Here is a 15,768-nt window from a genome sequence, read left to right on the forward strand (position 1 = left end):
TTACTTAATTGATAGCTGTTTTTTCAAGCTTTCACACATATTAACTCTTCTAGAATATTCTTTTCCATCTCGTAAATACCACTCTATTGAATTACTTTTTTTAATTGCTGGCATTCCAACCAAAAGTAAATTATTTTGTACAAATGAATTATTAACTACAGAATTTACTCCAACAGTTATATTATTTCCTAATTTAATATCTTTTACAAGTTTTGATCCTGAAGCTAAATATAAACCATTACCTATTTGTTTTTCACCAGCGGTAATACAAATACCAGTATGTAAAACACAATAATTTCCTATTTTATTACCACTTCCTACAACAATAGTTCCATAATGAGGTATTGTCAAACCATATCCAAAAACACCACTTCCTATAGAAAACCCTAATTTCAATTCCAATTTATGTTTCTTCCAATTATAGTACTTAGATAAAAATTTATTTTTATTATAATAATACTCACTTTTTCTCAAAACTTTAAGAAAGTGTATGACATAATCTGGCGAAAAAAAATTTACTATGCGTTGCTTAAATCCAACATCAAAAGTTCCTCTATTCATCATTAAATCAGCTTTTATATAAAATTTTAATTCTTTTTTTGTATTAATCATAAATTTTAACTCCTTAATATTGTCTATATATCATTATAGATTTTCTTTCTAAACAATCGCTTTTATTAAAATATTATTTTTAATAAATTCTTTAAAGTATATTACTAACTACTCAATTATAATTATGAATCACTTTATAATATCAATTTATATATTCATATCTATATGGTTTAATTTAAAAGAAAAATTTCATAATATTTTATATAACTCTGAGACTACAAAAATAAAAATTTTTATGCAAAATGTATAGAATAAGCTTTATATTAAAGCTTTTCTAGAAAGTACACTCTGTGAATCCTAGAGAACAAATTTTATTCTTTATATGTCTGTTTAAATAACTTAAATTCTTACTCTCTATAAATTTTTATCAAGGTTTAATTTTTTATATCTTTAAATGCAGCTATTGATTATTAATTATAATTTTCTTATATCTAGAAAATATATATTTCTTCTTTCTAATAATATCTTAAACTATACCGTTATATCTTCTATAATCTAATACACTTAATTTTTAATAAATTTTTTCAGCGAACTACCTTATCACTAAATGTATCTGGATTACATAAATCAAATTGTTCATTTGCCCACATAATAGTTACTAAATCTTGTGTATCAGAAAGGTTAATTATATTATGTGTATATCCAGGTAGCATGTAAATAGCTTCAATTTTATCACCAGAAACTTCAAATTCTATAATTTCATCAGAATCAATTTTACGCTCTTGAATTAACGCATGTCCACTTACTACAATAAATATCTCGCATTTACTATTATGCCAATGTTCTCCTTTAGTAATACCAGGTTTGCTAATATTTACACTAAATTGACCACAATTATGAGTTTTTAACAACTCTGTAAAACTTCCCCTACTATCAATATTCATCTTAAGAGGAAAAATTACTTTTTCTTTAGGTAAATAAGATAAATATGTAGAGTATAACTTCTTTTCAAATGAATTATAAGGTATTTCTGGCATAATAAGTGTTTCTGCTTGATTTTTAAAAGAATTTAATAAATCAACAATCTCACCTAAAGTAACCTTGTATGTTACTGGAACACAACAATACTTTCCATACTCATTAATGATTGTTTCTAGTCCATTAAATTCACAATGATGTTCTTCACCATTTAATGAAAGTAACATTTCTTCTACTAAATCATCAATATATAATAATTCTAATTCTGTTGCTCTATTATTAACTTGAATAGGCATATCATTAGCTATATTGTTACAGAACGTTGCTACTGCAGAATTATAATTAGGTTTGCACCACTTACCAAATAAATTAGGAAAGCGATATACTAAAACTTTAGCTCCAGTATCATCTGAGTACTTAAAAAATACTTTTTCTCCAGCTAGTTTAGATTTACCATACTCTGATTGTCCATAACGCCCAATTAATGTTGCTTGAATAGATGATGCTAACATAACTGGACACTTATTATTGTATTTTTTTAATGTATCTAATAAACTAGATGCAAATCCAAAATTTCCTTTTTTAAATTCATTATCATCTTTTGGACGATTAACCCCTGCTAAATTAAATACAAAATCAGCATTTTTGCAATATTCATCTAATTGCTCTTTAGTAGAATCAATATCATAGCAATAAATTACTAATTTTGATGGATCATTTAACCCATTAATTTTATGTATCCTATCCTTACCATCTCTTATACATTCTAAAGCTGCTACAAGATTCTTACCAACAAATCCTTTAGCACCAGTAACTAATATATTCATTATCTATTCTCCCAATCAGCTAATTCATTTTGTATATATTCTAGTTCTAACAACTTTTCCTTTACTTGTTCAACATTTAGTAATTCTGTATTATTTGAATTAAACTCTGTTAATGGATTACGGTCTATATCACCATCCTTAAAGTACTTATCATAGTTTAAATCACGTTTATCACAAGGAACTCTGTAAAACTCTCCCATATCAATTGCTCCAGCACATTCTTCATTAGTAAGTAAAGTTTCATACATTTTTTCTCCATGACGGATACCTATAATCTTAATATCATCTCTTGAGTTAAATAACTCTTTTACAGCTTGTGCAAGAACTTCTATAGTACAGGCTGGAGCTTTCTGAACTAGCACGTCACCACTTGTCCCATTTTCAAATGCAAATAGTACAAGATCAACTGCTTCTTCTAATGACATAATAAAACGTGTCATAGATGGTTCTGTAATAGTTATTGGGTTACCAGCCTTTATTTGTTCAATCCAAAGAGGAATAACAGAACCACGTGAACACATTACATTTCCATAACGTGTACAGCATATTTTTGTTTTCTCTGGGTTTACAGTTCTTGACTTTGCAACAATTACCTTTTCCATCATTGCCTTAGAAGTTCCCATTGCATTTACTGGATATGCTGCTTTATCTGTCGATAAACATATAACAGATTCTACTCCTTCTTCTATTGCTGCTGTTAATACATTATCGGTACCAATTACATTAGTTTTAACAGCTTCTAACGGGAAAAACTCACAAGATGGAACTTGTTTTAATGCTGCAGCATGAAATACATAGTCTACTCCATACATAGCACTCTTTAGTGATTGAAGATCCCTTACATCTCCAATAAAAAATTTAATCTTTCCAGATACTTCTGGCATTTTTGCTTGAAATTCATGACGCATATCATCCTGTTTCTTTTCATCTCTTGAAAATATACGAATTTCCTTAATATCAGTTTCTAAAAAACGATTCAATACTGCATTTCCGAATGAGCCAGTTCCTCCAGTAATCATAAGTATTTTATTTTTAAAAAAATAAGATTTATTCATATTTCTCTTACTCCTTTGAACTCTTCTAATCTAGCAAATTAATGATTAAAATCCTTTAATCATTAATTTGCTGTTTAATAAAAATATTCTAATTGAATAAATTATATGTTATTATATTGATTTCAAAAAATAATCTACACTTTTTACATATTTTCTATAATCAAATAGTTCTGTACATTCTTTTGTCAATAACACTTTAGGATTTTTTGATATTTCTTGTATTCTTTGCTCCATTTCTTCACTTTTATAAGAAATAATGTGTCCACAAGAATATTTGTCAATTAAATATCTCAAATCACTTGTATCAGTGCCTACAACTGCAGTTCCTGCACTGATTGCTTCAACAAGTTTTGTTGAAAAGCCAGCATTGTTTTTTCTTGATGATTCCCTAATCAACAACATGTAATCTGCATTCTTTATAGCATTAACAGATTCTTTATGACTAACGAATCCATGGAATATTATTTTTTCATTTATTTCATTTATTTCATTTTTCTTAATATTATAAAATTTACAATATTCTTCTTTTGTAATACCATATATGTCTAATATTGCATTATCAATTCTTTTAATACTGTCCACACATGGTTTTAAATCATCCTTACCTTTTCTTAATGTTCCTGAAAAAATAAATCTAATTATACTATTATCTTTTTTATTATCATTATTCCAAATAACTTCTTTTTTATCTACCAATGGTGGTATTCTTACAATATTGTTGCATTTTTTGTAATACTTTTCTAAGTAACTGCTTATAACAATTATACCATCAACCTTTTTATTTAATATCCTCATGGTTAAAAATGTGTCTAATGCAAAAAATGGTTTTTTAAAAAAATTCATATGTTTTGCAGAATACCACTCTGTACAATCAACTAAATACTTTATCTTATTATTTTTGCATATGTTCATTATTAATATTGTTACTGTACTTGGAAGATTATAACCCATAATTGCTACAACATCGTCATAATATTTAATAATATCCTCAATTACTGATTTCTCTTTCCATATTCTTTTACTTTTACTTGTATATTTAATTTTCCAAGTATCATAATCATCAAATTTTCTTATATTCTCATAAACTTGTTTATCTCCATTTCTTAGTTCTATGAAAGTAGTAGAAAATCCACATATACTAAATATTTTTGCATTTTGCATCACCCTATGTGCTGTAGCATTTCCATCTGGCATTATAAATGGACCTACATAAAGTATTCTTCCCTTTTTCATTACATCACCTCCTCAAAATACTATCTTTAATAAAATTAACAGTATAGATAAATTGTTTTTTAAATAATAATCTTTGTATAATTATTGTTATTCCGAACAATATAATAACAATAACTATACTCGTAAAAATCCAGGATGTCCAACTATTAACTATATTACTAACATTATTACAAATTAATATCGATATTATTACTGCAGAAATTAAATGTGAAAATGATAGCAAATAAAATGTTTTTATATCTTTCTTCAATACATTTTTATAAGTAAAATATGTAACATCAAAACTTCTAAAGAACATTGCAGCAATTGTACCTAATAATAATCCTTTTATACCTAAAATAAAAAATAATGGAATTGATACCACAAGATTAATCACCGCTTCTATAATTGCGCCTTTTTGAGTTTCTTGAAATGTACCTGAAACATTTATTGCTAAAATTGATGGTATTCTAATTAAATTAAAATATTGAGCAAAGAAAAATAACCAAGCTAATGTAATATCCTTATAATTCATGTCATTGACACCTAATGTATATAATCTAACAAAAGGTATAGTCATTATAAGAGCTGTTGTTAATATCACAAAAAGTATACTTGTATAAATTGATTCATACATATCAAATGCTTTTTTAAAAGTATTTTTTTCAGAGCTGTATTTTTTACCAAAAAAGCCCATAGAAGCTTGAGCAAATACACCTTGTAATAATGTGTTTAGTTGATTATAAATAAGACTATAAACACTATATAAGCTTACATATTTAAGAGTAGAAAAAATACTAATTATTAAAATATCCGTTTGATTATTAATAAATCCTGCAATTTGATGTACAAACACATTTTTACTTTTACTTATTGCATTATAATTTGGATTATAATTATATGTTAATTTAGGATATTTAGTCTTAAAATATAAAAATAATATCAAAGTTTTAATTATAGTACCAATTATTTGAATTGACTGCACAATTACAATTCCAAATCCTAATTTCATTGTAAGTATTTTTAAAACACAAACAAATATATTGCAAAAAGAATTTGAATTATAAACTATTCTTGTTTTATCATCTGCATACAATAAAGCTTGATATTTATTTACAAATAAATATGATAACCCTGAACTCGCACCAGAAATAAAAGTAATAGCAAAAACTAAACTATAATTTAATTGTTTGCCAATTATAAATGGAAAAATCAATGATGATATTCCAAGTATTATAAAAAAAACACATGAGACTTTTATAAATTTAATTTTTGTAGCCGATATTATACTATTAATTTCTCCATAATTCTGTTTTGCGACAGGTTTATATAAGGCCTGAATAGACGCTGTTGTAATCCCTGCCTCAAGTAAAACAAGATATGATAATATTTGCGTAACTGAGGATGTTAATCCATTTATATTTGATCCAAATGAAACTAACACATATCTTTGAACTAAAAACCCTGTAATTATTGTAATTATTTGCGATAATATGGATGAAATTATATTTTTAGACATCTGATTCATAATATTCACCTATATCTTTCTTTTTATAAAATCTTTATTTTCTGTATATATTGTATTACTTTCAATATTTCCTTTAACAACACAATTAGCTCCAATCACACAATTATCTCCAATATGTGTATTTCTTAATACAGTAACATTTGCTCCAATCCATACATTATTGCCTATTATAATTTCATCACTAATAAATATATTATTACCAATACTTCTAAAATTATGATCATGATCAATAACTACCAAATTATTTCCAAAGCAACAATTATCTCCTATAGAAATATTAGAACATGCTGTAATTGAACAATTATGATTAAAAAAACAGTTACGTCCTATCTTTATTTTTCCACCGTTAACAGCTTTCAAATAAAGCGGACCAGTTGAATGCATACCTCGATTTATACTTATTAAAGAATCTTTATTAATAATAACTTCAACCTTCCCTTTTATTATATTTTGAGGACACATATCTAAATATTTACCTAGCTTAATTTTCATTAATAAAAACTTTATAAACGACAGAGCTTTAATCATATATTTCCATTCTCCTTTTTACTTGTTTCTTTCTAACATAATACGCTTTAAAAACACTGTAAATTATAAGTAAATATACAATATTTCTCAAAAAAACTGTAACTTCTCCCATATTTCCACGAATATACAAAGCAAAAATGAAGAACAAATACATATCTATTGTTTTACTTATCAACATTTTATTTGAATCAACCTTTTTGTTTATCATACTAATAAGATATCCTAAGATAGGGGTTACTAATAAAGCATACCATCCAAAATTATAATACATCTCAGCATAAATATTTCCACCTAATGAAGAAGAACTATATATAACAAAATTATCATTTAACGTTGATGAAAGAGTTAAATACTGAGTTGAATTTGGAAATAATCTTATAATAAAAGGAATAATATTAATTAAACCATATAAATAAGTTTTACCATATGCAAAACCTATATTACCAATTGATTCAAATACTATTGGAATATCAATAAATGAACCTCCAATTTCCTTTATTGCATTTAACAGTAAATCTTCTATACTCATATTATTATTAACATATCCATTTCTTAATTGTGATACTATTGTTGTAACAATTAGTAATACTATTCCCAAAATAACTACTAAAATAGCCTTTTTTTTCAAAGTTTTTTCATTATCACGTAATGTCCATGAAATAAATATTCCACAAAGGAAAGCCATTGCTTGCATTCTATATCCAACTAAAACCATCATAATTATGTATCTAAAAATTCCATAAAGAGCAACTACTTTTCTTTTATTTTTGTTTTCCTCACATATAATAATTCCAAATATGAGTAATGGACACATAGAATTTGCTATTTCAAAAAATACATTATTACTTCTTGAATATAATGCTACAGTATACCCTCCATTATTAGCCAATACTACTTGATTTATATCCAAAAGTACTAATAAAGGTATAATTACAATAAGTAAAATATACATTGTTTTTTTAAATAATATATTATTATAATCATTTAATGCTTTATCCCAATTAAAAACATCTGTTTTAATTTTTAATTTATTTTTTGAAAATATCAAACCAAATAAATGAGTCAACATAGAAAACATAATAAAATAAAACACACATTCTGTAAGTAAATTATCTGAAAATCTAGAAATAACAAAACTACCAAATGGTATTCTAAATCCAAAAAGGTTCATCCATAATTGACCACAATTATATAGATATATAAACAAAAAAATAAAAGTATATGGAGAAATGAATTGAAACGGATTAGTAATAATAAAAATAATAAATGATGCGAAACTTAATAAATTCATAGTGTAATAAGCACTACTAGAATCTCTACTATCAATTGATCCCCAAAAGAAAAGCACTATTCCCAAAAATAAAACAATAATAGTAATTTTTAAAAACTTTTTCTTAGATATCAGCATAATTTAAGTAACCTTTCAACAACTGCATCATTATCATATTCGTATTTACCAGACTCTCTCTTCATTTTTTCAAGTATATCATGCTTGATTATTACATCTTCTAAAAATTTATAAATACTTTCTTCATTATTATCACAAATATAAGCTGATTTTAAGGACCCAACAACTTCGTGTGCCGAATCAAAATTGGTTGTCAATATCGGAAGACCTAATATTGCTGCTTCAATTAAAACAAGTGGTTGAGATTCATATCTTGAAGTCATAACATATAAATCTGCTTGACGCTCTATTGCATACGGATTAGTTTTTCCTCCTATAAATCTTAAGAATCCTTCTAAATTATTATATTTTACACTTTCAATTAATTCCTCTAGATTAGGGCCATCACCGATTACTATCCATTCAAATTTTAAATTTCTATCTTTCATTTTATTAGCTATATTAACTATTCTATCGTATCCTTTTTGATGACTAGCTCTTCCAACAGTAATAAAATGAGGATAATTAGTTTTAAAGTAATTTTTCACAGGCTCATTTGCTTTAGTTAACAGTAACCTTGAGTCAATTGTATTTTTAATTACTTCACATTGTTCTTCTAATAATGGATGATTTTTCACAAAATTTTTCTTACTCGCTTCTGCAACAAATAGTATTTTATCAAATAATGGATATATTTTTTCTATTCCAGAATTACTCTTTGAATGTTTAAAATTATCAAAATCATTATGAATCCAAGCATAATGTTTTTTTGCATTTATGTAAAATGCAACATCGTTACTAACTCCTTCTTGAAACCCAATTGATGCATCATAAACTAATTTAACTGTTCTTCTTATTATAATCCTATATATATATGAATATAATTTATCATATCCTATTATTTTATGTAAAAAGGCAATATTAGCTCTAAATAATTTTGATCCGACTGAAGTTAATTCAGATTTTTTGCATACAATCGTCTCCATAATTTTACTTTTTTTAAGTATATTTATTTTATTTGGAATTTCATTCATTAACGGACCATTATGAGACAATATCATCAAATCTACTTGTAAATCATTAATATTACTCAATTCATTCAAAAGAGATAATAAACTCTTTCTAGTTCCACCTAAATGCATATTATTAATAACAAATAGTATTTTTTTCATTCTTATACCTCTTTTCTATATTTAAGACAATATCAGAATAGGATTTCATTTTTAATCTTATAAAAATATTCATTTCGTCGTTCACTCAAAACATCTTCTTTGTATCGTTTTGAAAATTCAAAATTTCTTTGTGCAATCTTCTCTAAATTTTCAGATAATATTTTTATAACTGCGGATTCTACTCCTTTAACTGATGATCTTTTAAATATATATTCATTTTCTATAAGTTCTGGAGTACCAGCTGTTCTTGAGCCAATACAAGGACATCCTCTGCTCATCGCTTCTATTACTGAACGTGGTAAACCTTCTTGTAAACTAGGTTGAATATATATATCTACTAAATCTATATATTTATAAACTTCATTAACTGTTAATTCTCCTAAAAAAATAACATTATCTTCAACACCTTCATTTAATGCAATTTTTTTCAAATAATTTTGATTTCCACCACCTGCTAAATAATAAACCACTTCAATTCCTTGTTTTTTCAATTCTTTTATTGCTCTAATTACAAATTGTTGTCCTTTATGTCGAACACCAACTCCACCTGTTGTCATTAATGAAATTTTAGTTTTATCAAATTTTCTAATTTTTTCAATACGTTTCTCTAATACTCTTTCATCCACACTTTTTATAACAACGTTTGAAGCATTAATTCCTTTATTTTTACACGGATATCGCTTTTGCAAATATTTATCTGTTACATATAATGAATAATTTGCTTGCCATGCAACTTTTTTCATCTTTTGATCCATGTAAAAAGCAATAAATTTGCCACATAAATCATGATTCCAATAACTGTCCCAAGCATCTCCCATTAATTCAGCTAAATAAGGAACACCTACCTTCTTAGCATAATCCGTTGCTCTGTAAGCAATTATAGATGGCATCCTTGCAATAACTAAATCACATTTTTTTATTTCATTTGTCATTATATTTTTATATTTTCCAAATAAAACACCATACAAACTATCAATTGGTACAATTTCACTTACGAATGTTGCTTCTTTATAACCTTCCATTAATTTTTCCTTTTCTTCAAATCGACAACATAAAGTTACTTTTCCAAATGCATCTGCATATCTTTTATATATAGTGAATGCTTTAGGTGCTAAGTAATACTTACCTTTAAATACTGTACATCTAAATTCTGATGCAATAAAAATTTTCATCTTTCCACCTACAATTTCCATTAATTTTTATAACTTTATAAAGCTATATATTTAGTAAATATTTTAATTTCATTAAATATTTTCAATATCCAAAATCTTATTAATAAATAAATTAGACTTTAAATATTATAAATCTGTCTATCTATTTATTTTTTTATTAATTCTTTTAATATAAGCATTTTTAACTATTTCTCTGGAAAAATTTTTTTCTACATACTCTCTTCCTTTTTTTCCCATTTCTTGTCTTTGTTTATTATCCATAATTAAAAACTCTTCGATTTTTAATACTAACTCAACTACATTGCCTCCATGATATTGAAAACCAGTAGTACCATTTATCAATGTCTCTTTACATCCCGGATTATCAGTTGTAATAATAAATCTGCCAGAACTTGCATTTTCTAAAAGTACATTACTCATCCCCTCTCCATATGTTGATGGATGAATAATTGCGTGAGATCTTTCTATAAATGGTTTTACATCCTTTTGTTGTCCCCTATAAATTACAATATTATCTTCTTTAAGTCTTTCTAATTTTTTTTCATAATGACTTTCTGTAGGCTCAATAAAACCTATAATATTAAACTCTGTATTGGGATAATTCTTTTTAATCCTTTTTGCAGCTTCTATATAATCATCTACCCCTTTATCACGTAATACACGACCTATATAATTAAAAACAATCTTTTCACCATTAATTCCATCCCCACCATTAGGATAGTTTTGTAATGGAAATCTTTCTGTATTTACACCTGACCCTGGAATTAATTGATAATCACCATATACCAACCCTTGCTTTATTGCTAACTTCATATTTTCCTCATTTTGAAAAAATATACAAGTTGATTTTCTAAATGCTATTTTAAATAAAGTTAAAACAAAACCTTTCATAAGCTTTCCCATACTAAGAATACTACCAAGCCCTGTCACATTGTTAATATATGGTATTCCTAAACTTCCTGCCGCAAGACTCGCATATATATTAGGTTTTACAGTATAATTCAGCACCATATCTGGTTTATATTTAGACATCATTTTACGATAATGAATTAAAAGTCTAAAATCAGAAAGTGGGTTTGTTCCTCTCCTATCTATAAATACATCATCATGAATAAATTCAATATCTTCCATTAATTTTAATTTTTCACCATTAGGGCACGATATCAAAATATCATAACCGCTCTCTATGATACCCTCTATCAATTCTTTACGAAAACAGTAAACATCATCATCATGATTTGTAATTAAAGCTATAACTGGTTTTTTTCTATTTAAAGGTTTCTTAAATTCCCCCATTATTTTACTACTCCTATTATCTTATAATTTCCAACAAATCTAAACTTCATTATTTTATTACAGCCAACACTGTTTTTATCATAATTCCTAATTCACTAAAAAAATTAAATTCATATAAACTTCTTAGATTATATTCCATCTTTTCTGGAAGTACTTCGTTTATATATACTTCATCAGCATTATCTGCATTTTGTAATAATCGTTCCTCATCTTTATATTTAATGCTTGCCTCTGATGTTACCCCTGCTGGTAATAATAAAGTCGCCAACATTTCAGGTGTGTATCTTTCAACATATTTAGTAACTTCAGGTCTTGTACCCACAAAACTCATATTTCCTTGAAGGATATCAATTAATTGTGGCAATTCATCAAGACGATATTTACGAATCTTTGCTCCAATCTTAGTTACTCTCATATCATTGGCAACCGTTACCTGTGATCCAAGATTTTCAGCATTTGCAACCATTGTCCTGAATTTATGTATATAAAATTTTCTTCCATATTGAGTAATACGTTCTTGCCTAAAAAAAACTCCGCCTTTAGAGTCTAGTACAATCGCTATAGACAATATAATAATTATAGGCGAAAGAATTACTAACATTATTATAGAAACAATAATATCAAAAACTCTTTTAAATAAAAGGCTTATTTTTCTCTTTTTTAATATATCATAATAAGGGCGAACTGCTTCAGTTTGCATATTCTTTGGAAGATCGTCCCAACACTTTAACATAATATTTCATCAACTACTTTCTTCACACAATTAATTACATACTCAACATCCTCATCACTCATACAAGTATGAAGTGGTAATGTCACTGTATTTTTAAACTGTTCATAAGCATTGGGGTAATTCTTTATATCAAAGCCAAGATTTTTATACGCAGTATGCATTGGAAGTGGTTTATAGTGAACGTTTGTTCCAACTCCAAATTCCGCCATTTTTATAATAAATTTATTTCTTATTTCAGAATCTACTAAATCTCCTGATTTATCAAATAAACGTACTACATATAGATGTCCTGAACTTTCATAACTATCAAAATAATGTTCAACTAATTCTAAAGGTAATTCTGCAAAAGCTTTATTGTATTTTTCAATAATTTCTTTCCTTCTTGATAAAATACTATCATATCTTCTGATTTGTCCTAATCCAATTGCTGCATGAACATCGGTCATGTTGCATTTATACCATGGTCCTACAATATCATATTCCCAGGCTCCAAGTTGTGTTTTTGCTAAAGCATCTTTGCTCTGTCCATGAAGACTTAACAACATATATTCATGATAAATTTCTTCATTATCAATACCCTCAATATCTCTCCAAGTAACTGCGCCACCTTCAGCAGTCGTTAAATTTTTTACAGCGTGGAAACTATAGTTAATAAAGTCTGTATAAGTAGCAACCGGTTTACCTTTATATTTAGCTCCAAAACAATGTGCACCATCTGTCATAACAATACATCTACCAAGAGCTTGCTGAATTTTATTATTTGAAGGTTTAAATAATGATTTTTTCTTCTCCACAATACTCATAATACGATCATAATCTGCTGGAATACCAAAAAGATCAACTGGAATAATTACTTTAGTTTTCTCTGTAATTGCTTCTTCTAACTTATCATAATCCCATGTAAATTTTCCTGGTTCACAATCTACCATAACAATAGTTGCTCCAACATGCTCTATAACTGAGGCAGTTGCCGTGTAAGTATATGATGGAACTATAATCTCATCTCCCTCTTTGATTCCAAGTACACGAAGTGTCATCTCTGAACATGCTGTATTTGAATTCAAACAAACTGCTTTTGATGTTCCACTATATTGTGCTACCAATCTTTCTAATTCTTTTGTTTTTGGTCCTGTTGTAATCCATCCAGACTTTAATGCATCTACTACTTCATCAATCTCACTCTGAGTAATATCAGGTGGTGAAAATGATACTTTTCTCATTATAAATTCCTCCTTATCTAAACCTTTGTTACAGCTGCCTCTAAAGTTATTTCCTTAAACTTAATATTTTTTTCATTCTTATCTAATCTATTGTATGTTGGAACAAATTCTTCTATTTTATCTCTTATATCATCACCTGTTCCAAATCTACTTATATTAATAAGTTCTTCTATACTATCTTTTATATAGTCAAAATCAAAATCTCCAGGTTTTCCTATAAAAATCTTCTCATGCTTTGTTTCCGTTAATCCTTCTTCATCCATAAGAAGCTCTTCATAAAGCTTTTCTCCTGGTCTTAATCCAACTATTTTAATATCTATATCTTCAAAAGGTTCATATCCGGAAAGCTTTATTAAATTCTTTGCTAAATCATATATCTTAACTGGTTTACCCATATCTAAAACAAAGATTTCTCCTCCCTTAGCATAGGCTCCTGCTTGAAGAACTAACTGAGCTGCCTCAGGAATAAGCATAAAATATCTTGTTATATACTTATTAGTTAAAGTAACTGGTCCTCCCTCAGCTATTTGCTTTTTAAATAAAGGAATTACTGAGCCATTGCTTCCAAGAACATTTCCAAATCTAACAGCAACAAAATCTGTTTTACTTTTTTTATTTATAGCTTGTATTATCATTTCACACATTCTCTTAGTTGCTCCCATTACATTAGTTGGGTTAACAGCCTTATCTGTTGAAATTAATACAAACTTTTCTACTCCATACTTATCTGCACACTCTGCAGTGTTTAAAGTTCCACCAGCATTATTTTTTATTGCCTCCCCTGGGCTTGTCTCCATTAAAGGAACATGTTTATGTGCCGCTGCATGGAATACTACTTGTGGTTTAAAATTTCTAAAGATAGAATCTAACTTTTCCTTATCCCTCACTGAAGCTATGATTACTTGCTTCTTAAGCTCTGGATGTGTTCTATTTAATTCCATTTCTAAATCATAAGCATTATTTTCATAAATATCTAAAATCATTAATTCCTTTGGATTAAAATTAGCTATTTGTCTACAAAGTTCTGAACCAATAGATCCCCCTCCACCAGTTACTAAAACTCTTTTATTCTTTATATAATTAGCTATTTCATCCTTACTAAGCTTAACCTCTTCTCTTCCTAAAAGATCTCTTAAATCAACATCTCTCATCTTAGTTAAGTTAACCTTACCACCTATCATTTCATAAACTCCAGGCATTATTTTAACCTTAACCTTAGTTTCATGACATGCTTCTATGATTTTTTTCTTTTCATCAGAAGTTATTGATGCTATAGCTATTAAAATCAAATCAACTTTCTGACTTTTTACAATATTTTTTATATCATTTCTATTTCCTAAAACTTTTACTCCATTTATATAAGTCCCAAGTTTACTTCTATCATCATCTATAACTCCTATAGGCTTAAATCCGGCTCCCGTTTCTCTTTTCATTTCATTAATAACTAATCTACCACAGGAACCAGCTCCTATTATTAAAACATTTTTTTGTGATTCAATTCCCTTTAATGTTCCATAGATTACAAGCCTTCTATACATTCTAAAGGAAAGTCTAAACCCAAGAGTAAGTACCATTGTTAATATTCCTGCTGATAAAGTTACCATCATAGGAATTCTAGGATTTAAGAAAAGCATAATAATAACATTTATTAAACATCCTGCTATGCAAGCTGCAACACCTTTCATAACTTCATCTAACCCAGCAAAACTCCAAAGACTCTTATACATTTTAAAAAATACAAATAAAACAACATATATTAATACTATAAGAGGCATCCATTTAAAATATAAATTCCATTGCTCTACTGGAATATCTCCTAACACAGGGCCATTAAAGGCAAATCTAACTAGCATACTAAAAATATAAGCTATATTTATAAGGAGTATATCAATTAGTACTAATAAAATTCCTTTTACTTTACTTATTTTGGACACGTTCCTTAACTCCCCCTTAACCAAATTAATTTCTTAACTAACTACTTTAGTTATTTTTATTTATATAAAGTAAACACTTTAACCCTTAAAATATTATTACTTTTTTTCAGTTTTTTTACATCAAAATTGACAACTTACACTCCATAGTAGGAGTGTTAAGTTGCTTTATTTAAT

13 protein-coding genes are annotated in these 15,768 nt (G+C 27.1%); all 13 read right to left on the reverse strand.

All coding sequences use genetic code 11. The features are described 5' to 3' along the window. Entirely contained in the window at positions 1 to 612 is a 612-nt protein-coding gene (locus tag QP548_RS10810) for a hypothetical protein (protein WP_061426392.1), read from the reverse strand. Positions 613 to 1,136: 524 nt separating this feature from the next. Further along, positions 1,137 to 2,357 carry an NAD-dependent epimerase/dehydratase family protein gene (locus QP548_RS10815; RefSeq protein WP_061426391.1) on the reverse strand — a complete coding sequence of 407 codons (1,221 nt, stop codon included), beginning with the start codon at positions 2,355 to 2,357 and terminating at the stop codon, positions 1,137 to 1,139. Beyond that, entirely contained in the window at positions 2,357 to 3,412 is a 1,056-nt protein-coding gene (locus QP548_RS10820) for a nucleoside-diphosphate sugar epimerase/dehydratase (RefSeq protein WP_061426390.1), read from the reverse strand. Before QP548_RS10820 ends, QP548_RS10815 begins: the two co-directional genes overlap by 1 nt. Positions 3,413 to 3,523: 111 nt before the next feature. Further along, positions 3,524 to 4,645, reverse strand: a complete 1,122-nt coding sequence (locus QP548_RS10825; protein ID WP_061426389.1) for a glycosyltransferase — start codon at positions 4,643 to 4,645, stop codon at positions 3,524 to 3,526. 4 nt (positions 4,646 to 4,649) lie between these two features. Then, positions 4,650 to 6,152 carry a lipopolysaccharide biosynthesis protein gene (locus QP548_RS10830; RefSeq protein ID WP_061426388.1) on the reverse strand — a complete coding sequence of 501 codons (1,503 nt, stop codon included), beginning with the start codon at positions 6,150 to 6,152 and terminating at the stop codon, positions 4,650 to 4,652. Positions 6,153 to 6,161: 9 nt separating this feature from the next. Next, the gene (locus tag QP548_RS10835; RefSeq protein WP_061426387.1) at positions 6,162 to 6,680 is read right to left on the reverse strand and encodes an acyltransferase; all 519 of its coding nucleotides are present in this window, start codon (positions 6,678 to 6,680) and stop codon (positions 6,162 to 6,164) included. After that, a complete protein-coding gene (gene wzy / locus QP548_RS10840; protein ID WP_075808094.1) occupies positions 6,673 to 8,088 on the reverse strand; it encodes an O-antigen polysaccharide polymerase Wzy in 1,416 nt (471 codons plus the stop codon). The genes QP548_RS10835 and wzy overlap by 8 nt, the downstream gene beginning before the upstream one ends. Beyond that, on the reverse strand, positions 8,082 to 9,239 hold the full coding sequence (locus QP548_RS10845) for a glycosyltransferase (protein ID WP_284905339.1): 1,158 nt from the start codon (positions 9,237 to 9,239) through the stop codon (positions 8,082 to 8,084). Before QP548_RS10845 ends, wzy begins: the two co-directional genes overlap by 7 nt. Positions 9,240 to 9,271: 32 nt before the next feature. Beyond that, the gene (locus tag QP548_RS10850; protein ID WP_061426383.1) at positions 9,272 to 10,411 is read right to left on the reverse strand and encodes a glycosyltransferase; all 1,140 of its coding nucleotides are present in this window, start codon (positions 10,409 to 10,411) and stop codon (positions 9,272 to 9,274) included. Between the two features lie 138 nt (positions 10,412 to 10,549). Next, the gene (locus QP548_RS10855) at positions 10,550 to 11,707 is read right to left on the reverse strand and encodes a glycosyltransferase family 4 protein (RefSeq protein WP_061426382.1); all 1,158 of its coding nucleotides are present in this window, start codon (positions 11,705 to 11,707) and stop codon (positions 10,550 to 10,552) included. A 49-nt stretch (positions 11,708 to 11,756) separates the two neighbouring features. Continuing rightward, the gene (locus QP548_RS10860) at positions 11,757 to 12,440 is read right to left on the reverse strand and encodes a sugar transferase (protein ID WP_061426381.1); all 684 of its coding nucleotides are present in this window, start codon (positions 12,438 to 12,440) and stop codon (positions 11,757 to 11,759) included. Then, a complete protein-coding gene (locus QP548_RS10865; RefSeq protein WP_061426380.1) occupies positions 12,434 to 13,660 on the reverse strand; it encodes a DegT/DnrJ/EryC1/StrS family aminotransferase in 1,227 nt (408 codons plus the stop codon). Before QP548_RS10865 ends, QP548_RS10860 begins: the two co-directional genes overlap by 7 nt. 17 nt (positions 13,661 to 13,677) lie before the next feature. Further along, the gene (locus tag QP548_RS10870; protein WP_061426379.1) at positions 13,678 to 15,594 is read right to left on the reverse strand and encodes a polysaccharide biosynthesis protein; all 1,917 of its coding nucleotides are present in this window, start codon (positions 15,592 to 15,594) and stop codon (positions 13,678 to 13,680) included. Between the last annotated feature and the right edge of the window lie 174 nt (positions 15,595 to 15,768).

Source organism: Clostridium sp. UMB9555A, assembly GCF_030222355.1.
Classification (GTDB): domain Bacteria; phylum Bacillota; class Clostridia; order Clostridiales; family Clostridiaceae; genus Sarcina; species Sarcina perfringens.

Coding starts and splice junctions, on each gene's coding strand:
- QP548_RS10810 (WP_061426392.1), bottom strand. CDS start 612: ATGATTAATACAAAAAAAGAATTAAAATTTTATATAAAAGCTGATTTA.
- QP548_RS10815 (WP_061426391.1), bottom strand. CDS start 2,357: ATGAATATATTAGTTACTGGTGCTAAAGGATTTGTTGGTAAGAATCTT.
- QP548_RS10820 (WP_061426390.1), bottom strand. CDS start 3,412: ATGAATAAATCTTATTTTTTTAAAAATAAAATACTTATGATTACTGGA.
- QP548_RS10825 (WP_061426389.1), bottom strand. CDS start 4,645: ATGAAAAAGGGAAGAATACTTTATGTAGGTCCATTTATAATGCCAGAT.
- QP548_RS10830 (WP_061426388.1), bottom strand. CDS start 6,152: ATGAATCAGATGTCTAAAAATATAATTTCATCCATATTATCGCAAATA.
- QP548_RS10835 (WP_061426387.1), bottom strand. CDS start 6,680: ATGATTAAAGCTCTGTCGTTTATAAAGTTTTTATTAATGAAAATTAAG.
- wzy (WP_075808094.1), bottom strand. CDS start 8,088: ATGCTGATATCTAAGAAAAAGTTTTTAAAAATTACTATTATTGTTTTA.
- QP548_RS10845 (WP_284905339.1), bottom strand. CDS start 9,239: ATGAAAAAAATACTATTTGTTATTAATAATATGCATTTAGGTGGAACT.
- QP548_RS10850 (WP_061426383.1), bottom strand. CDS start 10,411: ATGAAAATTTTTATTGCATCAGAATTTAGATGTACAGTATTTAAAGGT.
- QP548_RS10855 (WP_061426382.1), bottom strand. CDS start 11,707: ATGGGGGAATTTAAGAAACCTTTAAATAGAAAAAAACCAGTTATAGCT.
- QP548_RS10860 (WP_061426381.1), bottom strand. CDS start 12,440: ATGTTAAAGTGTTGGGACGATCTTCCAAAGAATATGCAAACTGAAGCA.
- QP548_RS10865 (WP_061426380.1), bottom strand. CDS start 13,660: ATGAGAAAAGTATCATTTTCACCACCTGATATTACTCAGAGTGAGATT.